This is a genomic window from Rhizobium sp. No.120 (genome assembly GCF_054558365.1).
The window spans coordinates 121,893-143,597 of record NZ_BAAJNQ010000011.1 but is presented as its reverse complement, the minus strand read 5'-3'; the positions used below and the strand labels follow the sequence as shown (position 1 = coordinate 143,597).

Below are 21,705 nucleotides of genomic sequence, written 5' to 3'. Positions count from 1 at the left end.
AAGCTAACTTTCGTTTCCAGGGTAACGAGCAGCCAAACGCCGAGCAGCAACATTCGGCGACAGCGGCTGTCAGGCGGGAAGCCTGTTGAATTTGCGAAGGTTCTTGTCGACGAATGACTCCGGCAGGAAGCGGCGTATGAAGCGGATCTGCCCCGCCGCCTTTCCCGCAGTGTAGCGTCTTTTCGGCGATGCTGCGTTGGCGGCGTTGACCACCACGTCGGCAACCACCTCCGGCGCATCGCCCGTCTCAACAATCTCGCGCATCAGTTTCTCAGCGTCGATGCGAACTTTATCGTATACCGGAAGCGGACCATCCGGTCGCGTCAGGTTCTCCTCGAAAGGCGTGCGGGTAACGCCGGGCTCCACAAGCACGACGCGGATGCCGTGCGTACGAACCTCGTGGTCAAGGGATTCGGAATAGCCTTCTATCGCGTGCTTGGTCGATGCGTAGAGCGCGTTGAAGGGAGCGGGAATCAGCCCCAGGATGGAACTCATGTTGATGATCCTGCCTTTCCGCTGGCGTCTCATCACCGGAAGTATTGCATTCGTCATCCGCAGGACACCGAACAGGTTCACGTCGAACAGAGCTTTCGCTTGCGCAGCGGAGGATTCCTCAGCTGCGCCAAGCAATCCGATCCCGGCGTTGTTGACGAGCAAATCGATCCGTCCGGCGCGGGCCAGTATTTCATCGACCACACTCCGCACCGATTCATCATCGGTAACGTCACAAACCAGCATTACAACCCCGTCCGGAGTATCCGGCCTGGGCTTGCGGCTGGTTCCAAACACACGATATCCAGCGTACCGCAACGCTTGCGCGGTCACTAATCCGATACCGGAGGAAGCACCCGTGACCAGGGCGACACCACGTTCTGTCTTACTCATTGTGCTCACCTTCGTTTTTATCATGGCACATGGATGAGCATTCTGTTACTATCAATTTAATAGTAAGTCACTATCAAAAAGATATCGACATGAAGAATCTTTCTAACCAGCCATGTCTGATCGCCCGCAGCCTGGCATTGGTGGGCGATGCATGGTCCATGCTGATCATGCGCGATGCCCATGCGGGCCTCACTCGTTTCGACGAATTTCGCAAGAGTTTAGGTATTGCGCCAACAATGCTAACCGCTCGGCTATCTGCGCTTACGGAAGACGGTCTGCTGGAGAAGCGGCGATACTCAGAACGACCTCCGCGCGACGAATATGTATTGACGCCGGCCGGGCAAGACCTCCTGCCGGTGCTGTTTGCAATTGGTGCGTGGGGGCGGAAGCACCGCCCCGCGGACGGCGTGACCAGGTTCTTCGATGCCGAAACCGACACTGAAATCGATCCAGTCACCATCGACCGCGCGACCGGCGCCCCGATCGGAACACGTCCTATTCGTATTGCCATGCCGAAATGAACGCCAATGCGTACGGGCGTGAAAGACTTTCAGTCCCTGCGAGCGTCACCGCCGAGAAACTGATGCAAACCATTCAAACTGCGGAGATGGCCGGGTACAATGTCGCCGAATGAGGGCGTGCTGGCTGTGCGCTCAATCAAAATCGATCGCGTGCAGCTGGCTGCCGTGGCGCTTTAGCCAGGCTTTCGCCTCGTCCATGTCGGGGCAGAGCTTGCGGCAGAGCGCCCAGAAGCGCGGGCCGTGGTTCATTTCCTTGAGATGCGCGACCTCATGGGCGGCGAGGTAATCGATCACCAATGGCGGCGCCATGACGATGCGCCAGGAGAAGCTCAAATTTCCCTGCGAGGAGCAGGAGCCCCAGCGGCTGCGGGTATCCTTCATGGTGATGGAGGTGACGGTGGCGCGGATGGCCTTGGCGTGGACAGCCACGAGCTTTTCCAGATCGGCGCGGGCCTCCTTCTTCAGGAAGGTGGCGATGCGGCGGCCGGCATGTTCCGGCATGCCGCTGACGCGCAGCACCGGCATGCCTTCGATAGTGACGGCTTCAGTGAGGCCGCGCAGAGTGCCGGTATGCTCGATCCGGTGACGCACGCCGCGCAGCAGGATTTCGCTACCGCTGCGCAGGTTGCTGTCGACGGAGAATTTCGCGAGCTTCGTCAGCAGCCAGCCCTGATGCCGGTCGAGGAAGGCATTGACCTCGCGTGCCGCCAACCCACGTGGAATGGTCATCTTCAGCGACCGCCCGCCGGGCTCGATTCGGAGCGTAATGCGCGTTGCCCGCTCGTGCTGACGGATCGTCAGCGGCATCAGCCGGCCGGCGACGTCAAGCGTGCGCGTTTCCGGCGCGGGCGGCTTGGCCGGCGGTTTGCGGGATCTGGAGAGCAGCGGAAACATGAAGGCAGTTTTATATGATTCGCGGGCGTTTCTGGCAAAGAAAAACCGGCATCATCCGATGCCGGTTTTGACCTCGTGACGGAACTTCCGTCACGGCGTCTGGAATTCAGTCGGCGCGCCGCCATTGTCATTGCGCTTGACGCTGTTGCGCTCGCGCATGAAGCGGTCGAACTCATCCTGATCCTTGGCGCGGCGCAGCTCGCGCACATAGGTATCAAACTCGGCGCGCATCTCGTCCAGCTTGCGGCGTTCCTCTTCGAGGCGCTCGAGTTCGGCCTTGCGCCAGTCGTCGAAGGCGACATTGCCGGTAGAGGAATAGGAGTGGCGATGACGATTGCGATGACGTCCGCAGCCAGCAAATATGCCGTCGGTCCTTTCGTTTACATCCCGTTTGAATTCCCGCAGACGTTCTCCAAAGAGAATATAGGCGAGCATGGCAAAGCCCAGCGGCCAGAAGACCACGAAGCCAAGCACCATCAGGGCAATAGTAGCCGGAGTCCAATCCGGGCGAAGCAATGCAGATTGATTCATTGTCAGGTATCCTCGCACGGCGCATCGCCCCTCGACCGATACTGGTCAATGGTCAGGCTTCTGCGCGGTTTTTAAAGCTCTACCTGCATCTCAGCGCGTTCCAAGGGCGCGCGGCGCGGCAAACGGCCCGATCTCTGCGGTACCGCTGGAATCGAGATGGTAACCGCTTCGTGAGGCTTCAATGGGATCGCCAGGTGGAATCGGATAAGTGCCTGAATCAGCGTGGATAATTCAACAAAAGCTAATAGTTTGCACAGCAGGAACGGTTCGGCTCCTCAACAAGCTCAGAAACGCTCTATCCCGTTGATTTTGCTTGCGCTCAGGCGGATTTTCCGCCCTTGATGACGCGCTTGACCACCGAGCGACCGGTGCGGGCATGTTCGCGGGTGAAGGCCAGGATACGCGGCGCGATCTCGCGGCGGAAGCGCGAGCCGTTGAAGACGCCGTAGTGGCCGACATCCGGCTGCAGGTAGTGCATGCGCATATGGTCGGGGATGTTGGTGCAGATGGTCTGCGCAGCCTGTGTCTGGCCGACACCGGAAATATCGTCGTTTTCGCCTTCGACGGTCAGAAGCGCGACGTTGCGAATAGCTGAGGGATCGACGCGTTCGCCGCGGTGCATCAGCTCGCCCTTGGGCAACGCGTGCTTGATGAAGACCTGATCGACCGTCTGCAGATAGAATTCTGCCGTGAGATCCATGACGGCCAGATATTCGTCGTAGAAATCGCGATGCTTCTCTGCCGGCTCGCCGTCATTCTTGACGAGGTGCACAAAGAAGTCCTTATGCGCGATCATGTGTCGGTCGAGGTTCATCGACATGAAGCCGGAAAGCTGCAGGAATCCGGGATAGACGGGCCGCATGAAGCCTGGCTGCGGCCAGGGTACGTTCATGACGACATTGTCGGCGAACCATTCCAGCGGCTTTTCCTTGGCAAGCTGGTTGACCGCCGTCGGATTGATGCGGGTATCGATCGGGCCACCCATCAGCGTCATCGATGAGGGCGCCAGGCGATCGCCCGCCGCTTCCATGACGGCAGCTGCCGCGAGAACCGGAACGGATGGCTGGCAGACGGCGACGACATGCGTATCCGGGCCGAGGTGATGCAGCATCTCGATGACGTAATCGATATAGTCGTCGAGATCGAAAGTGCCCTCTGTCATCGGCACCATGCGGGCGTCGATCCAATCGGTGATGTAGAGGTCAGCGCCTGGCAGCAGGGCCTCCACCGTGCCGCGCAGCAGCGTCGCATAGTGGCCAGACATTGGTGCGACGATCAGGATGCGAGGATCGGCGCCGTGGCCGGCGGGCAGGCTGCGCTCGAAATGTATGAGATTGCAGAAGGGCTTCTTCCAGATAATCTTTTCGTGAACGGAGACCGGTTTGCCATCGATCGTCGTCTCCGGAAGGCCGAATTCCGGCTTGCCATAGCGTCGGGTGGTGCGCTCGAAAACCTCGAGGCTCGCCGTCAAGGTGCGGCCAAACACCGTATGCGAAAGAGGATTAAGCGGATTGGCATAGGCCAGGCGCATCATGTCCGCTGCGGCGCGAAAAGGGGCGAGAGCGGCGTGATTGAGTTCATAAAACTGATAAAACATGGGGGCTTTACCTTTCGTGATGCGGGCATTCGGCCGCGCTGATCACCTAAATCATTGAAGCGCACGCGTCTTGCGTGTCGCTGCCTTCACTGCCGCGCTCCTCCGGTCGCGCTGTGCAGCAGGATAATGACGGCTCCTCGGGCGCGATCCTCATCCTTCCTCTAATCCAACGTAGCAGTTTTTGCTGCAGAGCAACATAACTACAATTGGTTCTTATCTATAAAAAACGCCGGGGAATTGCTTCCCCGGCATCAACAATGATCTCAAAAGGTTAAAGTTCCTGAGCTTTGCACGCCTTACGCGTCGGCCAGGAAGGTCTGGCGCTGCGTGCCCAGGCCTTCTATGCCAAGCTCAACGACATCGCCCGGCTTCAGGAACTGCGGCGGCTTCATGCCCATGCCGACGCCCGGAGGCGTACCGGTGGAGATGACGTCGCCGGGATGTAGCGACATGAACTGGCTGAGATAGGAGACGAGGTGGGCAACGCCATAGACCATGGTCCTGGTCGAGCCATTCTGCATCATCTTGCCGTTGACCTTCAGCCACATGCCAAGATTCTGCGGATCGGCGACGTCATCCTTCGTGACGAGCCAGGGGCCGATCGGACCGAAGGTGTCGCAGGACTTGCCCTTGGTCCACTGTCCCGAACGCTCAGTCTGGAAGGCGCGCTCGGAGACATCGTGGGAAACGCAGTAACCGGCGACATAATCGAGCGCGTCGGCTTCACTAACATATTTCGCGGTCTTGCCGATGACGACGCCGAGCTCGACTTCCCAGTCGGTCTTTTCAGAACCGCGCGGGATCAGCACATTGTCGTTCGGGCCGACAATCGCCGAGCTTGCCTTCATGAAGATGATCGGCTCCGGCGGCACTGTGGCACCTGTTTCAGCGGCATGGTCGGAGAAATTCAGGCCGATGCAGATGAACTTGCCCGTGCCGGCGACGCAAGCGCCGAGACGGCCTTCCGGCAATTCAGGCAGACTCTTCGGATCGAGAGCCGCGATCTTCGCCAGACCTGCGGGCGAAATGGCCTCGCCGCCGATATCGGCGACATGGGCAGAGAGATCGCGGATCTTGCCGTCGCTATCGAGAAGCGCCGGCTTTTCCTTGCCGACTTCGCCAACGCGCAACAGTTTCATGGATTTTCCTTCCCTGCATCTTCAAAGACGAGATTACTCTTACGATAAAATTGCTGACACCATATATGAACGAGTTATTCACCAGTGTCACCAATCGATTTTGGAGAGCCTAGCACGGCTCTGCTCTTTACGCCGGAAAAACAGCTTTTCTAGTTCGGGGATAATGATCTGGCGATCTCGACAATGACATCGAAAGCCGTATCGATGTCATCAGCCGTCGCCTCGAACTGGCCGGCCTGAAAACGGATGACCAACCTGCCGCCGACGCGTGTCTGCGTCAGATAGATGCGGCCATCATTGTTGATGGCATTGAGCAGCCGCTGGGTGTGGCTTTCCTGATCGATACCCTCGGGCGCCCTGTGATCAAAGGAAAACAGCGACAGGAACGGCTCGGTGACGATTTCAAAATCCGGCTCTGCAGCCAGGCGCTTAGCCAGATTCTGGGACCAGGACACATGGTTGCGGATCATCGTCCGCAGGCCTTCCAGCCCGTGATAGCGCAGCAGGAACCAAAGCTTCAGCGCGCGGAAGCGGCGCCCAAGCGGCACGGACCATTCCGAGTAATTGATGATACCGTCATGGCCATCGGTGCGCAGGTATTCGGGCTGGATCGCCAGCGTGCGGACCAGCGTCTCCGGCTCGCGCACGAACTGGACGGAGCAATCGAATTGCGCGCCGAGCCATTTATGCGGATTGAAAACGATGGAATCGGCCTGCTCGACGCCTTGCCACAGAGTGCGGAATTCCGGGCAGATCATTGCCGAGCCGGCCCAGGCTGCATCGACATGGACATAGAGACCATGCGCATGGGCAACTTCAACAACGGCAGCGATATCGTCACAGGCGCCGACGCTGGTGCCGCCGACGCAGGCGATGACGCCGGCGGGCAAAAGCCCGGCCGCGCGATCACGCTCGATCGCATCGGCAAGTGCTTTCGGATCCATGGCCTTGTTGGGACCGCCGGTGGGAATCCGCACCAGATTTTCCTGCCCGACGCCGGCAATCCAGATGGCGCGGTCGATGGACGTGTGCACCTGGTCGGTCGAGTAGATACGAACTGCCTTGTTGGCCGCAAGGCCGCTTTTGTTGCCCTGCCAGTCCAGCGCTCTCTCACGCATCACGAGGACGGCGGCAAGCGTTGCTGTCGAGGCGGAATCCTGAATGACGCCGGTGAAGCTTTCCGGCAGGCCGAGGGCCTGTCGCAGCCAATCGACGACCTTCGTTTCAAGTTCGGTGGCGGAAGGTGACGTCTGCCAAAGCATGCATTGGGCGGCGATGGCGCTGACCAGATATTCGGCAACCACAGAGACCGGAGCGGCATTGGCGGGAAAGTAGGCGAAGAAACGCGGATGCTGCCAATGCGTCATGCCGGGAACGAGGATATCCTCGAAATCTCTATAGATATCCTCCATCGCTTCCCCCGATTCCGGCGGGGAATCGGCGATGTGAGCCCCAATCTCGCCTGGCGCTATCTTTGCCCGGACCGGCCTGTCACGAAGCGACGCGCGGTAATCCGCGCCCCAATGTGCCGCTTTCTCCGACCACCGCCGGAACTCTTCCCAATCCATCACGGTCCTCCCTGTTCCATCGAACGAGGCGGACCTTAGACCGGTTTTGATATGTGGTCGAGTATCAGAACAGCTCGTCCAGCGCCGGTCCAAGCGGTACGATACCCGCAGGATTGAGCGTCTTGATCGAGTAATAGCCGCGCTTGATATGGTCGAAATTCACCGTTTCGGCAACACCTGGCCAATCGAGCATCCGGCGGCAGAAGGACTGGAGATTGGCATAGTCCGACAATCGGCGGAGATTGCATTTGAACAGGCCTTGATAGGCGAGGTCGAAACGGACGAGCGTTACGAAGAGCCTGATATCGCTTTCGGTGGGGTGATTGGCAAAAAGAAAATCCTTGCCCTCCAACTCCGTCTCGAGCTGATCGAGGCAATTGAAGACTTCGTTGAAGGCCTCTTCATAAGCGATCTGCGTTGTCGCGAAGCCGGCGCGGTAGACGCCATTGTTGAGCGCCGGATAGATCCGCGCGTTGAAAGCATCGATCTCGCCCCGTTTGCCAGCTGGGTAGAGATCGATGTCGTTGCTGGCAAAATCGCCGAAACCGTCATTCAGCATGCGCAGGATGTCGGAGGACTCGTTGTTGACGATCGTACTCTTCTGCTTGTCCCATAGGACCGGGACGGTAGCGCGGCCGGTGAAGTGAGGATCGGCCTTCGTGTAGATCTCGTGCATGTAGCTGGCGCTGTTGATCGGATCGTTCGTCGCGCCGGGATAATCGCCGAATTGCCAGCCCTGCTTGGACAGCACAGGTTCGACGATGGAAACGGAAATAACGTCCTCCAAGCCTTTCAGCTTGCGGCCAATCAGGGTACGCGACGCCCAGGGGCATATCAGTGCGACGTAAAGGTGATAGCGGCCAGCCTCAGCCGTAAAGCCACCCTCCCCCGTCGGCCCAGGCAGGCCGTCAGGCGTCACCCAGTTGCGGAAGCTCGAAATCTGGCGAACGAAGCCGCCCTTCTCATCCTTGGCCTGGACGGGCTGCCAATCCTCGGTCCATTTTCCATCTACCAGCAAGGCTCTGTCTCCGCTCACACACGTTCCTATTGGCGTTCAGCATAGCGAAACAGAATTTCACCGGAATAACGCAAACTTGAAACAGACTGTCTACCTGGCGAATGCAGATGCCTCTATGTATCAAAGGGCGCGTTTGCGAACAGGTTTATCGGAGAAATCCCATGGCGACATCCGTTTCCAACGTCAGGACCGAACATGCCAGCCGCTATCTCCAGCAGCTCTGCAAGCATTGGAGCCATCGCTTCAGCGTGGAATTCGATGCCGCAGCAGGCAAGGTGCCGTTCAGCGCGGAAACCTTCCTCGATCTGGCAGCAGAGCCCGGCACCCTTGTCATGACGCTGACGGTCGAGAAGCCCGAAGACCTCGAGCGCATGCAGAACGTCGTTGCAGACCACCTCAAGCGCTTCGCCTTCCGCGAGGAGCTTGACGTGAGCTGGACTGCTCCACTTTAAGTTTCCGTTCCCTTTCATAACCACAGCCAACGGCCGGTTTCGACCGCTCACGGCCGATCATCTCCAAGGAAAGAAGCACTCATGACATCAAGCAACAGCCGCGAATCCCAGTATCCGATCGACAAGCTCTTTCTCGATCGTTGGTCGCCGCGTGCCTATTCCAACGAAGCAATACCGGAAGCCGAGCTGCTGACCATTCTGGAAGCGGCGCATTGGGCGCCCTCCGCCTCGAATCTGCAGCCCTGGCGCTTTCTCTATGCCCTGCGCGGCTCGGAACATTGGGACCGGTTTTTGAGCGTCCTGATCGACTTCAATCAGGGCTGGGTGAAATCCGCTGGTGCGCTGCTTTTCGTCATTTCCCGTACACATAGTGGGGAACTCGGCTCGGCCGAACAGAAGCCCAGCTACAGCCATTCTTTCGATGCGGGCGCGGCCTGGGGTTTCCTGGCAATCCAGGCACATTTAGCCGGCTATGAAGCTCATGGCATGACGGGCTTCCATGTCGAAAAGGCGTATGAAGTTCTCGGCGTTCCGGAGGGGTTCCGCGTCGAAGCGGCCGTGGCGATCGGCAAGATCGGCGACAAGAACCAGCTGCCGGAAAAGCTGCGCGAGCGCGAAGTGCCGAGCCAGCGCAAGCCACTTTCGGAACTGGCCTTCAACGGCACCTTCATCGCTAAGTAATCGATAAAAAGATATGTAATCGATAAAAGAAAAGGGCCCGCCGAAACTCCGGCGGGCCCTTTTGCATAGGATGTAGAACGATCAAATATCGAGATTGGCGACGTTCAGCGCGTTGTCCTGAATGAACTCGCGCCGCGGCTCGACCTCATCACCCATAAGCCGCGCAAACAGGCCGTCGGCATCGGTCGCATCCGTGACCTTCACCTGCAGCAGCGAGCGGACGTTCGGATCAAGCGTCGTTTCCCAGAGCTGTTCGGCGTTCATCTCGCCGAGACCTTTATAGCGCTGCAGCGTCAGCCCCTTGCGGCCGCCGGAGAAGATCGTATCCAGCAGCTGGCGGGGACCGGAAATCTCCGTCTCTCCGTCGCGGCGAACAAGCTTCGGCGGTGTGACATAGACTTCCTTCAGCCGTGAGCCTAGTTGGTCGATGAGGCGGGCATCCTGCGAACCAATGAGCGCCATGTCGAGGAAGACGACCTCCTTGACGCCGCGTACGGTGCGCTCAAAGCGCAGGCCACCCTCGCCGGTCACAGCGCCGCTCCAGCCGCGTTCGGTTTCTTCGGCGATGACATCGAGCCGCTTGGCAACGTCGTTGGCGAGCGCTTCCGCCCGCGTGGGATCGCTGACCATTTCGGCGTTGAGGGCCCCTGCAATAGCAGCCTGTTCGACGACGGCGCGATTATAGCGGGAATGCAGATTATCGATGAGCGTGCGCAGGCGCAGCGCGTCATAGATCGCCTCGCGCAGATCCTGGCCGATGCGGACTTCGCCGTTGCCGAGGCGCAGGCTGGTATCTTCGGTGCCCTGGCCAATGAGATACTCTTCCAGCGCCTTCTCATCCTTGACATATTGCACCGACTTGCCGCGCGTCACCTTATAGAGCGGCGGCTGGGCGATGTAGAGATGGCCGCGCTCGATGAGATCGGGCATCTGCCGGAAGAAGAAGGTCAGAAGCAGGGTGCGGATATGCGCGCCGTCGACGTCTGCGTCCGTCATGATGATGATCTTGTGATAGCGCAGCTTTTCGGCGTTGAATTCGTCCTTGCCGATGCCCGTGCCGAGCGCGGTGATCAGCGTGCCGATTTCCTGGCTCGACAGCATCTTGTCGAAGCGGGCGCGCTCGACGTTCAGGATCTTCCCGCGCAGAGGCAGGATGGCCTGATTTTCGCGCGAACGACCTTGCTTGGCCGAACCGCCTGCCGAGTCACCTTCGACGAGGAAGACTTCGGATTTGGCAGGATCGCGCTCGGAGCAGTCGGCAAGCTTGCCGGGTAGCGAGGCAATATCCAGCGCGCCCTTGCGGCGCGTCAATTCGCGGGCCTTGCGGGCAGCTTCGCGGGCAGCGGCAGCCTCGACAACCTTGCCGACCAGCACCTTGGCTTCGGACGGATGCTCTTCGAGCCAGGTGCTGAGCGCTTCGTTGACCAGGCTTTCGACGACCGGGCGAACTTCGGAGGAAACCAGCTTGTCCTTGGTCTGCGAGGAGAATTTCGGATCGGGAACCTTGACCGACAGCACAGCAGTCAGGCCTTCGCGGCAGTCATCGCCCGTCAGCGTCACCTTCTCCTTCTTGGTGATGCCCGATGAATCGGCATAGGAGGTGATCTGACGCGTGAGAGCGGCGCGGAAGCCCGCCATATGTGTACCGCCGTCGCGCTGCGGGATGTTGTTGGTGAAGCAGAGCACGTTTTCGTGGTAGCTGTCGTTCCACCACATCGCCACTTCGACCGTGATGCCGTCCTTCTCGCTGCGGATCGATACCGGCTTCTGAACCAGCGGCTTTTTGGCGCGATCGAGATAGGCGACAAAGGCTTCGAGGCCGCCGTCGTAAAGCAGCTCCTCCTGCTTGACATCGGAATGACGCTTGTCGGTCAAGACAATGCGGACGCCGGAATTCAAGAAGGCGAGTTCGCGCAGGCGATGCTCGAGCGTGCTGTAATCGAATTCCGTCATGGTGAAAGTTTCAGCACTCGGCATGAAGCTGACTTCAGTGCCGGTTGCATCGCCCGCATCACCCGTTTCTTTCAGCGGAGCATCCGCCACGCCGTGGGTGAAGCTCATTTCATGGATCTTGCCCTGGCGGCGGATCTTGAGTTTCAGCCAGACGGAAAGCGCGTTGACGACCGAAACGCCGACGCCATGCAGGCCGCCGGAAACCTTATAGGAATTCTGGTCGAACTTACCGCCGGCATGAAGCTGGGTCATGATAACTTCAGCCGCCGAAACACCTTCGCCGCTGTGAATATCCGTAGGGATGCCGCGGCCGTTGTCGGTGACCGTGACGGAGCCATCGGGATTAAGGGTTACGGTCACGATATCGGCATGGCCAGCAAGCGCCTCGTCGATAGCGTTGTCAACGACTTCGTAGACCATGTGATGCAGGCCCGAACCGTCATCCGTGTCGCCGATATACATGCCCGGACGCTTGCGCACGGCATCAAGCCCTTTCAGGACCTTGATGCTATCTGCGCCATATTCAGCATTGCCGCCGTTATCGGTTATATCGGTCATTTTATTGAAGTCTTTCCAGTGTTTAGAGAATCTCGCCGATCCCTAGCGAATCAGCGGTTTTTCCTAGTCTGAATATAGGATGTTTCACCCTGAAGTTCCAAACGGAAGGCCCCGGAATCAGGTATAAAACAGGGGATTAAGGTGGTTTTCAGCCGGTTTTTCCGGCATTTTCCAGAACCTTCGACAGTTCGCGGATCGTAACCGCGTCAAGGCTGCGTATCTTGCCCGCCAAGTGGTTGACAAATGCGGTATATTCCGGCGCAAGCCCGGATGTATCGACGACGACGCGCGGATCCGAAAAACGGGCCAATAGGAACAATTCCTCGGCCTCGTCCCAGATGATATTGAAGTATCCGGCGATCCGCTGCAGGAGATCGAAGGTCGGCAAGCCGCGCTTTCCGTGTTCTAAGGCGGATAAATAAGCCGGAGTCACATTCAGCGCCTCAGCCATCTGCTTCTGCGAGACGCCCTTGCGCAATCTCAGTTTTCGCACCGCTTCGCCGAACGGGGTCAAGGCTTCTCCCCCTTCAGGCGCGACAGTCGGATATAGAGCGCACCTTCACCGCCATGATGCTGTGCTGCCGTTTCGTAGGAAGAAATCAGAAAGCGGAATTCGGGCTTGGAGAACCAAAGCGGCACGGCACGCTTCAGCGCTCCCTCGCTTCCCATAGAGCTGCCTTTGCCCGTTATGACGAGCACATGGCGAAGACCGCGGCTATGGGCGCGCAACAGGAAATCCAGGAGCATGGAATGCGCCTCGCTCTGGATGAGGCCGTGAAGGTCGATCCTCGCCTCCAGCGCCAGATGGCCCTTGGCTATCTTGCGCTTGACGGGGCGCTCGAGCGGATGATGGCGGCCGGCCGGCTGCTTGGCCGGCGCCGTAGTTTCCTGTGTTTCCGCGGAGAGAGGCACTGGCTTCGTCTTTGCGGCGCGGGCAGTTTCCTCGCTTTCGGCTTCGGCTTGCAGCGCCGCCTCAAAAGCCTCGATGTCAGCCATTCGCCCCGGCATGGGGCGGGTGCTCTTGGCGACCTTACCCCAGAGGATACGGTCTTCCGCGCTGAGCTTTCGTTCCTTGTCCTTCCGTTCCGGGGCCATCAGCCGAACCTCTGCGCCGCCGCCTTCGGAACGAGTATATAAAAATCGGCGTCATTGCGCACGGTGCCGGCTAGCTCTCCGGCATCGTAACCCGAACCGGTAAAGATATCGCCCCGCGCCGGCCCGACGATGGCGGAACCCGTATCGAGTGCCAGCATGAGCCGGGCGAAGGGCTTGCCGGCGTCGAGATGTGTCAGGCTTTCAGACCGGATGAAGAAGGGAAAACCGAAAGTGTGGATGAGCCGATCGACCGCAAGGGAACGGCCGGGCACCAGCGGCACTTTCGCCGCTGCGATCGGCCCGAGAGCGGGATCGCTGACATCGGCCTCACGGAAGAAGATGTAGGATCGATTGTGCCAGAGGACTTCGTCGACCTGCTCCGGATGCGCGTAGAGCCAATCGCGGATTGTCTGCATAGAGATCGTGGCGCGATCCAGCAGGCCGCGGTCTATGAGCAAGCGCCCGACTGCCGAGAAGGGATGACCGGCCTTGGCAGCATAGGTGATGCGGCCAAGACGCCCATCGGGATAGCGCAGACGCGCCGCGCCCTGCACATGCACGAAGAAGACATCGACCTTGGATTTTGCCCAGGCGATTTCCAGCTCCTTGCCTTCGAGATAGCCGCGATCGATTTCTCCGCGATCGGGATAGGCGGAAATTACCCCATCTCGCAGCCGTCCAAACATGTAGGATGGGTCGAGCTGCGCAGGTCGGTTGCTCTCATCCAGATCGATCAGATCGTCCGGCCGGCGATAGAATGGATAGCGGTAGGTTTCGTCCTGAACAGCAGAAACCTCTATTTCCGGCTCGTAGAAGGCTGTCACGAAGCCGGCCGCAGCGCCATCGCGGCGAATGAAGAAGGGCTGGCAGTGCTGTTCGAAGAAGGCTCTGGCTTCGGCTGCATCACCTGGCTCTTTCCCTTCTGCGGCATCGAGGAGCGGCAGGAGATCGTCGGCCGTCAGTCCCACCGCACCCGTGCGATAGGGCTTCACATCGCGGATATGGGTACGACAGCCCTTCATCGCGCGAAAAAGGCTGGAAGGATCATCCTCCTCCCAGCCCTTCAGATCGGCGAAGGTTGCCGGCTCCAGCCTGAATTCCTGCGATGGGCTCGTCATTGTTCCGATTCGGTCGCCACGAGTTTCCAGTTTGGATCGCGCGAGCGCGTATCGCGGGCAAAGGTCCAGAGATCGCTGATCTCGGCGACAGCCTCGGCATCGCCATCGATCAACGTGCCAGCCTTGTCATAGGTGGCGGAGATCATCTGGCTTACGATGCGCATGGTGATAAGGGCATCCGTTCCCTTCACCTCGGCGGTGACGATATCGGCCTTGTCGATGCCGACGAAGGTGGACTTCACCTTTTCGCCTTTCGCTTCGCGATCGCTAATAGCCGCATCGAAGCCCTCGTAGACCTCTCGCGACAGTAGTCCCTTCAGCGACTTGCGGTCGCCTTCGGCAAAGGCCATGACGATCATCTCGTAAGCCATGCGGGCACCGTTGACGAATTCCTTGGGATTGAAGGAAGGATCGGCCTTGCTCACGTCGCGCAGCGAATCATTAAGCGCCGTGCCAGCCGGGGTGAAGGCATCGATGGCGGCAAAACGATCTTCCTCTTCGGTGCCATCGCGCCGCGGCAAGGTCACCACCTTGCCGGCATCCGGTGCCGTTGGGCCATTGACTGGATCTGCGGAACCATAGAGATCGCGCGGCGGCTTCTCATTTCCTGTGCGGCGGCCAAGAACGCTGCGCAGCTGAAAGAAGATCAGCACCGCTGCCACCAGGAAAAAGATCGTCACAAAGTCGTTTGCACCCATCTCGTATCGGAACCACCGTTAAAATTAAAAGATCCATCCCCATATAGTCCGCATCGATCTATCATTCAAATAGCGGACCAGTTTCTTTATTATATGCGCGAAACCAACGCTTACGCGAAGAAACCCCGCTCTCAGGACGACCCTAACATGCGCCTATCACTTCTTCCCATCTTCGTCTTTTTGATGCCTCTGGCTGAAATCGCCGGATTCATCGTCGTCGGAAAGATGATCGGCGTCTGGGCGACACTTGGACTTGTCATCCTCAGCGTACTTCTGGGTGCTGCTCTTTTGAGAATCCAGGGCATCGGCATTCTCCAGCGCATCTCGGCCGAAAGCCGCAATGGCGGCGATCCCGGCCGCGAGATGGTGCATGGCGCCATGATCGTGGTAGCCGCCTTCTTCCTGATGTTGCCCGGCTTCATCTCCGATATTATCGGCTTGCTGCTTTTCATCCCCGCCGTACGCGATCTCGCCTGGCAGGTTTTGCGCAAGCGCATCGTCGTCGTCGGCAATTCGCGGGCGTTCCGCCGAGGTCAAGGCCCAGCTGCCGGACCGCAAGGCCGGCCGAACAAACCCGGAAACGTCGTCGATCTCGATGAAGGCGATTTCCATCGCGAGCCGAACCGCAACTCGCCCTGGTCGGACCAAAAGCGGCTGGAAGACTAGAAAACAGCCTCCGCAGCGCCGGAGCCATAAGGGTTGTAAGCCCCTTTTCTAAATGCTAGATGGCGACACCCATCGAGACGTGAGAGGACACCCCCATGGCCAACGAGACCAACGGCAACGGTGCAGCCAGCCCGAGCCTCAGCATCCTTGCTCAGTACACCAAGGATCTTTCCTTCGAAAATCCGGGTGCTCCGCGCTCGCTCCAGGCCCGGGAAAATGCTCCCGACATCAATATCAATGTGAACGTCAACGCCAACCCGCTGTCGGATTCCGATTTCGACGTGGTGCTGACGCTGAGCGCCGAAGCCAAGGATGGCGAGCGCGTTCTCTTCCACACCGAGCTGGTTTACGGCGGCGTCTTCCGTGTGACCGGCTTCCCGCAGGAACACATGCTGCCGCTGCTCTTCATCGAATGCCCGCGCCTGCTGTTCCCCTTCGCACGTCAGATTATCGCCGACGTCACGCGCAATGGCGGCTTCCCGCCGCTGATGATCGACCCTATCGATTTCGCGCAGATGTTCACACAGCGCATGGCTGAAGAACAGGCTCGCGCCCAGGTTTCGGCTGTTCCGAACTGAGCCTGAATTTTTCCTTTTCCAGAAACCAAAATGCCCGGATCCACGTCCGGGCATTTTCTTTTGATGTTTTGAAAAGTGCTTTTACTCGGAAGCGCTGTATTTTGACCAGATTCCTTTCGTGCCGAGCTTGGCGACCAGCGCCGCATGAGCCGCGAGTTCCTCCTCGGTCAGCCGACTCGGTAGTGGAGCGGGTCGCGCGAAGATGTCGACGACAACTTCCTCCACGGCATCGTTCTGGCGTGAGCGCGTCGACGAACCGGTGGCGCTGCCAAGTCCAAGGGCCGTCTGCCGACCACCGATCATCTCGATATAGACTTCCGCCAGCAGTTCGGAGTCGAGCAACGCGCCGTGTTTCGTGCGGTGCGAGTTGTCGATGCCATAACGACGGCAAAGAGCATCCAGCGAATTCGGACCCATCGGATGCTTGCGTCGCGCCATGGCGAGCGTATCGATCACCATGTCGGGAAGGATCGGCGGCCGGCCCAAACGTGCAAATTCCGCGTTGACGAAACCCATGTCGAAGGTCGCGTTGTGCGCGATCCACTTGGCATCGCCGAAAAATTCGAGGATCTGATCCACCACGGTTTCGAAGGGCGGCTTGTCCGCCAGAAACTCATCGGTGATGCCATGCACCGCCAGAGCATCGGGATGCACTTTGCGATCGCCCGGATTGATATAGATGTGCAGCGTCTTTCCGGTCGGAAAATGGTTGAAGAGCTCGATGCCACCGATTTCGATGATGCGGTCTGCCCTGTTGTCGAGGCCGGTGGTTTCCGTATCGAAAATAATTTCGCGCATGCAGGTTCCGATTCCCTATTTCTTGATCAGTTTCCGCCTGATATCCGCGATGATCTCTTGCACCTGATGGCGGGCGTCATCAATGCTTCCGCCCGTATCGATGACGTAATCGGCGCGCGCGCGCTTTTCCGCATCAGGCGTTTGCCGGGAGAGAATCATATTGAATTTTTCCTCCGTCATGCCGGGCCGGGCAAGCACCCTCTCCCGCTGAATCTGTGGATCGCAGCTGACAACGGCGATCTTATCCACCCTCTTATTGGCACCAGTTTCGAACAGCAGCGGGATATCCAGCACGATCATATCGGCACCCGCCTGGCTTTGACATTCCAGGAACTGGCGCTCGCGATCGCGCACCAGCGGATGAACGATGGCCTCGAGACGCTTGAAGCCCAAGGGATCTCCTGCCAGTTTTCGACTGAGCTCTTGTCGGTCGACCTTGCCGTCGCTGGTCGTACCCGGAAAGGCGGCCTCGACCAGAGGGACCGCTTCACCACTATATAGATCATGCACGATCGCATCGGAATCGTTTACCGGTATTCCGGCTTCGGCGAAGAGTTTTGCCGAGGTCGATTTTCCCATACCGATCGATCCGGTGAGTCCGATCCTGATCATATTAGTGTTTTTCCATGTCGGCGATGATCAATGCCCTCAAAGTTTCATCCACCACTGGACGCTTTCCGAACCATTTTTCGAAGCCTGGCACTGCCTGATGCAGAAGCATTCCCAGGCCATCGACAATGGCGAAGCCCTGTTGCTCAGCCTGAGCGAGAAGCGGTGTCTTCAGCGGTACATAGACAATGTCGGTGACGACGGCGCCTTCTGCAAGAGAGGAAAAATCGATGCCTGGCGCAGCTTCGCCGTCCATGCCGAGCGATGTCGTATTGATAAAGAGGCCGGCACCCTGCATGACCTCGCCGAGTGCGGCCATCGGATGGGCATGGACGCATTCGCCGAAGCGATCCGCCAGTTCTTGCGCCCGCTCGACGGTGCGGTTGACGACATGAATTTCCTTGAAGCCGCGGTCTCGCACCGCCTGGATCACGGCACGACTGGCACCCCCTGCTCCAAGAATGACGGCACGATCGCTGCGATCCCAGCCAGGATGACGCTCATCCAGATTTGCTGTGAACCCCCGACCATCGGTGTTCGTTGCATGCAGCTTGCCGGATTCGAGCCACAGGGTATTGGCCGCGCCAAGCTCTTCTGATAGTTCGTCAGGCCGATCGGCGAGTTTGAAGGCTGCTTCCTTGTGAGGGATGGTGATATTGCCGCCCACGAAGCCGCTAGTGCCGTCCTTCAAGGATGCAATGAAGGCTTCGAAAGCTTCTACGGGAACTTCGTGGGCACGATAGCTGCCGGCCAGACCGAGCTGCTTCAGCCAGTAACCATGGATTAGCGGCGAGCGCGAATGCTTGACCGGATAACCCGTTACAAAAGCGTTTACGCTTTGTGTTTCACGTGAATCATCCATCGATCGTCCCCAACTCTCGCAGTTTTTCCAGAAGCGGCAGCATCGGCAATCCGAGGATGGTGAAGTAATCGCCGTCGATTTTGGAGAAGAGCTGAATGCCTTCGCCCTCAAGCTGATAGGCGCCGACGCTCGACAAGGCCTTATCGCCGACGCGGCCCAGATGGCGGTGAATGAAATCGGCCGGTAAGTCCCGCATGGTCAGATCGGCGTGAGACACATGCTCCCATATGATGTCGCCGTTGCGTGCGAGCGCGATGGCGCTGTTCAGCCGATGAGTTTTACCCGATAGCGTCCGCAGATGATTTTCCGCATCCGCCATCGTCTTCGGCTTGTGAAAGACCTGGGCACCTAGCGACATGGTCTGATCGGAACCGATGACGAGCGAACCATGAAAGCGATCGCTCACCTCCTTTGCTTTCGCCTTTGCAAGGACAAGGGCGACGGCATCCGGACCAGCGCCATCCCGTTCCAGTGGGGCTTCGATGGCGCGTTCGTCGATATCGGCGGCGACGGCCTGGAAATGCAGTCCGGCATTTTCCATCAACATACGCCGGAACGGGCTGGATGATGCCAGGATAAGGGGCGAGGTCATGACGGCTGCCTCCGAGATAGTCATGGGGAGCGCTTAGCGCAGCTTGGGTCGCAGGGCAACAATGGCGGCGGCGGTCTCTTCGATGGAGCGGCGTGTGACATCGATGATCGGCCAATTATGTCTGGCGCAGAGCGAGCGGGCATATTTCAGCTCTTCGGAGATGGCGGCCCGATCTGTATAGTCGCCGCGGTCGAAGCCAGGAGTCGTACCGAGGATGCGATTTTCGCGAACCTGCGAGATCCGGTCTGTCGTCGCCACTAATCCGACTATCAGTGGCTTCGTTGCTCTGCTCAGGCTTTCCGGCAGGGGTACGCCGTGGACGATCGGAATGTTCGCTGTCTTGATGCCGCGGTTCGCGAGATAGATGCTGGTCGGCGTTTTCGAGGTGCGGCTAATGCCAATGATGACGACATCGGCTTCATCATAATCATCGGGCATCTGGCCATCATCATGATCCATGGTGAAGTTCAACGCTTCGATGCGGGCGAAATAATCCGCATTCATCACATGCTGCGCGCCGACGCGGCGACGAGAGGCTGTGCCGAGATAAGTCTGGAAGACATTCATGACCGGCTCGAGAACATTGACGGATGGCACGCCCATCTCGCGGCAGCGCTCGGCAATGAAATCGGCAAGCTCGCGATCGACGATCGTATAGAGGACGATACCGGGACTGTGGTCGATCGCTTCCAAGACAGGCAGAAGCTGCTTGCGGTTTCTGATCAGCGGATAGACGTGCTCGATTGGCTGGCTGGCATGGAATTGCACGGAAGCGGCGCGTCCGGCGGAGATGAGAGTCTCGCCCGTTGAGTCAGAAATCAGGTGCAGATGAAAGAAGCTCGTCCGGTTTTCCACGCTACTTTCCATCGCCTGTTGATATCTCGGGAGAAAAGAGAGGTACGAGAAGGGGGCTATCCAGGGCAAGTGGAAAACAGCCGAGTTTTCCACATTTGGGATTTTCGAGAGGAGGCTTTGACGGCGGCTGTGGGCAATGTGGACAAGATCGACAACGCCTCGCTCATCCCCGACTTATCCCCAGAAGGCGAAGAGCTAAATGTCTCTTCAACCTCCTCAAAAGATTGAAAAATCACCCTTCTTTTCCACATATCGGCTGAGGATTTCGAAATCTCTCCAATTTTAGGCGCGAGGCGCGACAAATTGGACAGGCAAGGGATGAACTTTAATCCTTGCTACTCACCGACTCTAAGAAATAGAAACCTTTCAATATATGTTTGGTTTTATATAGGACGACGTCTGTGACCGATGAACGCCGGAAGATCATGCGGGTCTTGAGCGGAGAAACGCTCAGCCCTCCCCCTCTCTGGCTGATGAGACAGGCAGGTCGCTATCTACCCGAGTATCGTGAAACGCGTGCGAAGGCCGGGAGTTTCCTCGATCTCTGTTATACACCGGACTACGCCGTCGAAGTGACGCTTCAGCCGATCCGGCGTTACGGCTTCGATGCCGCCATTCTCTTCTCCGATATTCTCGTCATCCCCGATGCACTGAAGCGGAATGTTCACTTCACCGAAGGGCACGGGCCGGAGATGGACCCGATCGATGAGGCGGGTATCCTGGCTTTGAGACCAGAGGGCATCGTAGCGTATCTGGAGCCCGTCCTGGAGACGGTGCGGCGACTACGGCGAGACTTGCCTGCGGAAACCACCCTTCTCGGCTTCTGTGGCGCTCCCTGGACGGTTGCGACCTATATGATCGCCGGACACGGGACACCCGACCAGGCCCCTGCCCGGCTCTTTGCCTATCGTTACCCCAAAGCCTTCGAGCATCTGTTGATGCTGCTTGCGGATATCTCAGCCGATTACCTCGTTGCGCAGATCGATGCCGGTGCAGATGCCGTGCAGATTTTCGATTCCTGGGCAGGCGTTCTTGGCGAGAAGGAATTCGAGGCCTTCGCCATCAAGCCGGTCGCAAAGATGATCGCGTCGATCAAGGCGCGGCGTCCACAGGCTCGGGTGATCGCTTTCGCCAAAGGGGCGGGTTATCTGCTGAAAACCTACCGGCAGAAGACCGGCGCCGATGCGATCGGTCTCGACTGGTCGGTGCCTTTGGCCTTTGCTCGGGAACTGCAGGAAGATGGGCCGGTGCAGGGTAACCTCGATCCTATGCGCGTGGTTGCCGGCGGCAAGGCTTTAGACGACGGGATCGACGAGATCCTGCAGCAGCTCGGACACGGCCCGCTGATCTTCAATCTTGGGCACGGCATTACGCCGCAGGCGGACCCCGCCAATGTCACGAGACTTGTCGAACGCGTGCGGGGATGGAGGAACTGATGACGATGGAAAAGCAGACGGATCCCGCGCCGGGCCAGAAGGCCGGACGACGGGCCTATGTCATGATCCTGATCTTTGCGGTGCTGGCGATAGGGCTCTTTGCCTGGCACCCGGCCGATCTCTATCTCTGGATCAAGGCTTTGCACATCATCGCCGTCATCTCGTGGATGGCCGGCATGTTTTATCTGCCTCGGTTGTTCGTCTATCATACCGATGCCGCGCCGGGATCGGAGCAATCCGAGACCTTCAAGGTGATGGAGCAGCGTCTGCTGCGTTATATCATCAACCCGGCGATGGTCCTGACCTGGATTTTCGGGCTTTATCTGGCCTGGTCGGTCTATGATTTCCAGGGAGGCTGGCTCCATGCCAAGATCGGACTTGTCTTGATCCTCTCGGGCGTTCATGGCCATTTCAGTGCTGCGGTGCGTGCTTTTGCCCGCGACCAGAACAAGCATTCTGCCCGATACTGGCGTGTCATGAATGAGGCGCCGACGCTTCTGATGATCGCGATCGTCATTCTCGTAGTCGTCAAGCCGTTTGCGTGAGCAGGGGCTGTATTAGGGGCGACGTAAAATTTCTTTCATTTTGCGTGGCCCTCTTG

At 58.5% G+C, this 21,705-nt stretch carries 24 protein-coding genes; 7 read left to right on the top strand and 17 right to left on the bottom strand.

Annotated features, from left to right (window positions below; translation table 11 throughout):
• Window positions 1-69 precede the first annotated feature (69 nt).
• Window positions 70-885: an oxidoreductase gene (locus ACYJRZ_RS24860; protein WP_113333483.1), complete on the bottom strand. Its 816-nt coding sequence runs from the start codon at window positions 883-885 to the stop codon at window positions 70-72.
• A gap of 89 nt (window positions 886-974) precedes the next feature.
• On the opposite strand from ACYJRZ_RS24860, the gene ACYJRZ_RS24855 reads away from it, so the two are divergent.
• Window positions 975-1,406, top strand: a complete 432-nt coding sequence (locus ACYJRZ_RS24855) for a winged helix-turn-helix transcriptional regulator (protein ID WP_113333414.1) — start codon at window positions 975-977, stop codon at window positions 1,404-1,406.
• A 132-nt stretch (window positions 1,407-1,538) separates the two neighbouring features.
• Here the strand turns inward: ACYJRZ_RS24855 and ACYJRZ_RS24850 are convergent, their stop codons facing one another.
• The 6 genes from ACYJRZ_RS24850 to ACYJRZ_RS24825 form a co-directional block, all read right to left on the bottom strand.
• On the bottom strand, window positions 1,539-2,300 hold the full coding sequence (locus tag ACYJRZ_RS24850; RefSeq protein ID WP_459463511.1) for a M48 family metallopeptidase: 762 nt from the start codon (window positions 2,298-2,300) through the stop codon (window positions 1,539-1,541).
• A 90-nt stretch (window positions 2,301-2,390) separates the two neighbouring features.
• Window positions 2,391-2,831, bottom strand: coding sequence for a DUF2852 domain-containing protein (locus ACYJRZ_RS24845; RefSeq protein ID WP_459463510.1), 441 nt, complete (start codon window positions 2,829-2,831; stop codon window positions 2,391-2,393).
• Window positions 2,832-3,150: 319 nt separating this feature from the next.
• The gene (gene phaZ / locus ACYJRZ_RS24840) at window positions 3,151-4,428 is read right to left on the bottom strand and encodes a polyhydroxyalkanoate depolymerase (RefSeq protein ID WP_459463509.1); all 1,278 of its coding nucleotides are present in this window, start codon (window positions 4,426-4,428) and stop codon (window positions 3,151-3,153) included.
• 296 nt (window positions 4,429-4,724) lie between these two features.
• On the bottom strand, window positions 4,725-5,567 hold the full coding sequence (locus ACYJRZ_RS24835) for a fumarylacetoacetate hydrolase family protein (protein WP_459463508.1): 843 nt from the start codon (window positions 5,565-5,567) through the stop codon (window positions 4,725-4,727).
• Between the two features lie 149 nt (window positions 5,568-5,716).
• On the bottom strand, window positions 5,717-7,135 hold the full coding sequence (locus tag ACYJRZ_RS24830) for a pyridoxal phosphate-dependent decarboxylase family protein (protein ID WP_459463507.1): 1,419 nt from the start codon (window positions 7,133-7,135) through the stop codon (window positions 5,717-5,719).
• Between the two features lie 64 nt (window positions 7,136-7,199).
• Window positions 7,200-8,153 (bottom strand): glutathione S-transferase family protein, encoded by a 954-nt coding sequence (locus ACYJRZ_RS24825; RefSeq protein WP_459463548.1) that lies wholly within the window; start codon window positions 8,151-8,153, stop codon window positions 7,200-7,202.
• Between the two features lie 161 nt (window positions 8,154-8,314).
• On the opposite strand from ACYJRZ_RS24825, the gene ACYJRZ_RS24820 reads away from it, so the two are divergent.
• Together ACYJRZ_RS24820 and ACYJRZ_RS24815 are read left to right on the top strand one after the other, a co-directional pair.
• Window positions 8,315-8,605, top strand: coding sequence for a DUF2218 domain-containing protein (locus ACYJRZ_RS24820; RefSeq protein WP_459463506.1), 291 nt, complete (start codon window positions 8,315-8,317; stop codon window positions 8,603-8,605).
• Between the two features lie 81 nt (window positions 8,606-8,686).
• The gene (locus ACYJRZ_RS24815; protein WP_459463505.1) at window positions 8,687-9,286 is read left to right on the top strand and encodes a nitroreductase family protein; all 600 of its coding nucleotides are present in this window, start codon (window positions 8,687-8,689) and stop codon (window positions 9,284-9,286) included.
• Between the two features lie 81 nt (window positions 9,287-9,367).
• Here the strand turns inward: ACYJRZ_RS24815 and gyrB are convergent, their stop codons facing one another.
• From gyrB to ACYJRZ_RS24790, 5 genes are all read right to left on the bottom strand, one after another.
• Window positions 9,368-11,797, bottom strand: a complete 2,430-nt coding sequence (gene gyrB, locus ACYJRZ_RS24810) for a DNA topoisomerase (ATP-hydrolyzing) subunit B (protein WP_459463504.1) — start codon at window positions 11,795-11,797, stop codon at window positions 9,368-9,370.
• Between the two features lie 148 nt (window positions 11,798-11,945).
• On the bottom strand, window positions 11,946-12,311 hold the full coding sequence (locus tag ACYJRZ_RS24805) for a helix-turn-helix domain-containing protein (protein WP_459463503.1): 366 nt from the start codon (window positions 12,309-12,311) through the stop codon (window positions 11,946-11,948).
• Window positions 12,308-12,892 carry a Smr/MutS family protein gene (locus tag ACYJRZ_RS24800; protein WP_459463502.1) on the bottom strand — a complete coding sequence of 195 codons (585 nt, stop codon included), beginning with the start codon at window positions 12,890-12,892 and terminating at the stop codon, window positions 12,308-12,310. The genes ACYJRZ_RS24805 and ACYJRZ_RS24800 overlap by 4 nt, the downstream gene beginning before the upstream one ends.
• The gene (gene mltA / locus ACYJRZ_RS24795) at window positions 12,892-14,010 is read right to left on the bottom strand and encodes a murein transglycosylase A (RefSeq protein ID WP_459463501.1); all 1,119 of its coding nucleotides are present in this window, start codon (window positions 14,008-14,010) and stop codon (window positions 12,892-12,894) included. Before mltA ends, ACYJRZ_RS24800 begins: the two co-directional genes overlap by 1 nt.
• On the bottom strand, window positions 14,007-14,708 hold the full coding sequence (locus ACYJRZ_RS24790; protein WP_459463500.1) for a Tim44/TimA family putative adaptor protein: 702 nt from the start codon (window positions 14,706-14,708) through the stop codon (window positions 14,007-14,009). Before ACYJRZ_RS24790 ends, mltA begins: the two co-directional genes overlap by 4 nt.
• 147 nt (window positions 14,709-14,855) lie before the next feature.
• On the opposite strand from ACYJRZ_RS24790, the gene ACYJRZ_RS24785 reads away from it, so the two are divergent.
• Entirely contained in the window at window positions 14,856-15,374 is a 519-nt protein-coding gene (locus ACYJRZ_RS24785; protein ID WP_459463499.1) for an FxsA family protein, read from the top strand.
• A 95-nt stretch (window positions 15,375-15,469) separates the two neighbouring features.
• Window positions 15,470-15,952: a protein-export chaperone SecB gene (gene secB, locus ACYJRZ_RS24780; protein WP_069613913.1), complete on the top strand. Its 483-nt coding sequence runs from the start codon at window positions 15,470-15,472 to the stop codon at window positions 15,950-15,952.
• An 81-nt stretch (window positions 15,953-16,033) separates the two neighbouring features.
• On the opposite strand, the gene dnaQ is transcribed toward secB, so the two are convergent.
• The 5 genes from dnaQ to ACYJRZ_RS24755 are packed head-to-tail and all read right to left on the bottom strand — an operon-like array spanning window position 16,034 to window position 19,668.
• On the bottom strand, window positions 16,034-16,750 hold the full coding sequence (gene dnaQ, locus ACYJRZ_RS24775; RefSeq protein WP_145321718.1) for a DNA polymerase III subunit epsilon: 717 nt from the start codon (window positions 16,748-16,750) through the stop codon (window positions 16,034-16,036).
• Between the two features lie 15 nt (window positions 16,751-16,765).
• Complete coding sequence (gene coaE / locus ACYJRZ_RS24770; protein WP_459463498.1) at window positions 16,766-17,362, bottom strand: dephospho-CoA kinase; 597 nt, start codon at window positions 17,360-17,362, stop codon at window positions 16,766-16,768.
• A gap of 1 nt (window position 17,363) precedes the next feature.
• A complete protein-coding gene (locus ACYJRZ_RS24765) occupies window positions 17,364-18,221 on the bottom strand; it encodes a shikimate dehydrogenase (protein ID WP_459463497.1) in 858 nt (285 codons plus the stop codon).
• Window positions 18,214-18,813 carry a Maf-like protein gene (locus ACYJRZ_RS24760; protein WP_459463496.1) on the bottom strand — a complete coding sequence of 200 codons (600 nt, stop codon included), beginning with the start codon at window positions 18,811-18,813 and terminating at the stop codon, window positions 18,214-18,216. Before ACYJRZ_RS24760 ends, ACYJRZ_RS24765 begins: the two co-directional genes overlap by 8 nt.
• A gap of 33 nt (window positions 18,814-18,846) precedes the next feature.
• Window positions 18,847-19,668, bottom strand: a complete 822-nt coding sequence (locus ACYJRZ_RS24755; protein WP_459463495.1) for a pyruvate, water dikinase regulatory protein — start codon at window positions 19,666-19,668, stop codon at window positions 18,847-18,849.
• Window positions 19,669-20,069: 401 nt separating this feature from the next.
• On the opposite strand from ACYJRZ_RS24755, the gene hemE reads away from it, so the two are divergent.
• Window positions 20,070-21,104 (top strand): uroporphyrinogen decarboxylase, encoded by a 1,035-nt coding sequence (gene hemE, locus ACYJRZ_RS24750; RefSeq protein WP_459463493.1) that lies wholly within the window; start codon window positions 20,070-20,072, stop codon window positions 21,102-21,104.
• Window positions 21,104-21,649, top strand: coding sequence for a protoporphyrinogen oxidase HemJ (gene hemJ, locus ACYJRZ_RS24745; RefSeq protein ID WP_459463491.1), 546 nt, complete (start codon window positions 21,104-21,106; stop codon window positions 21,647-21,649). Before hemE ends, hemJ begins: the two co-directional genes overlap by 1 nt.
• Window positions 21,650-21,705 lie beyond the last annotated feature (56 nt).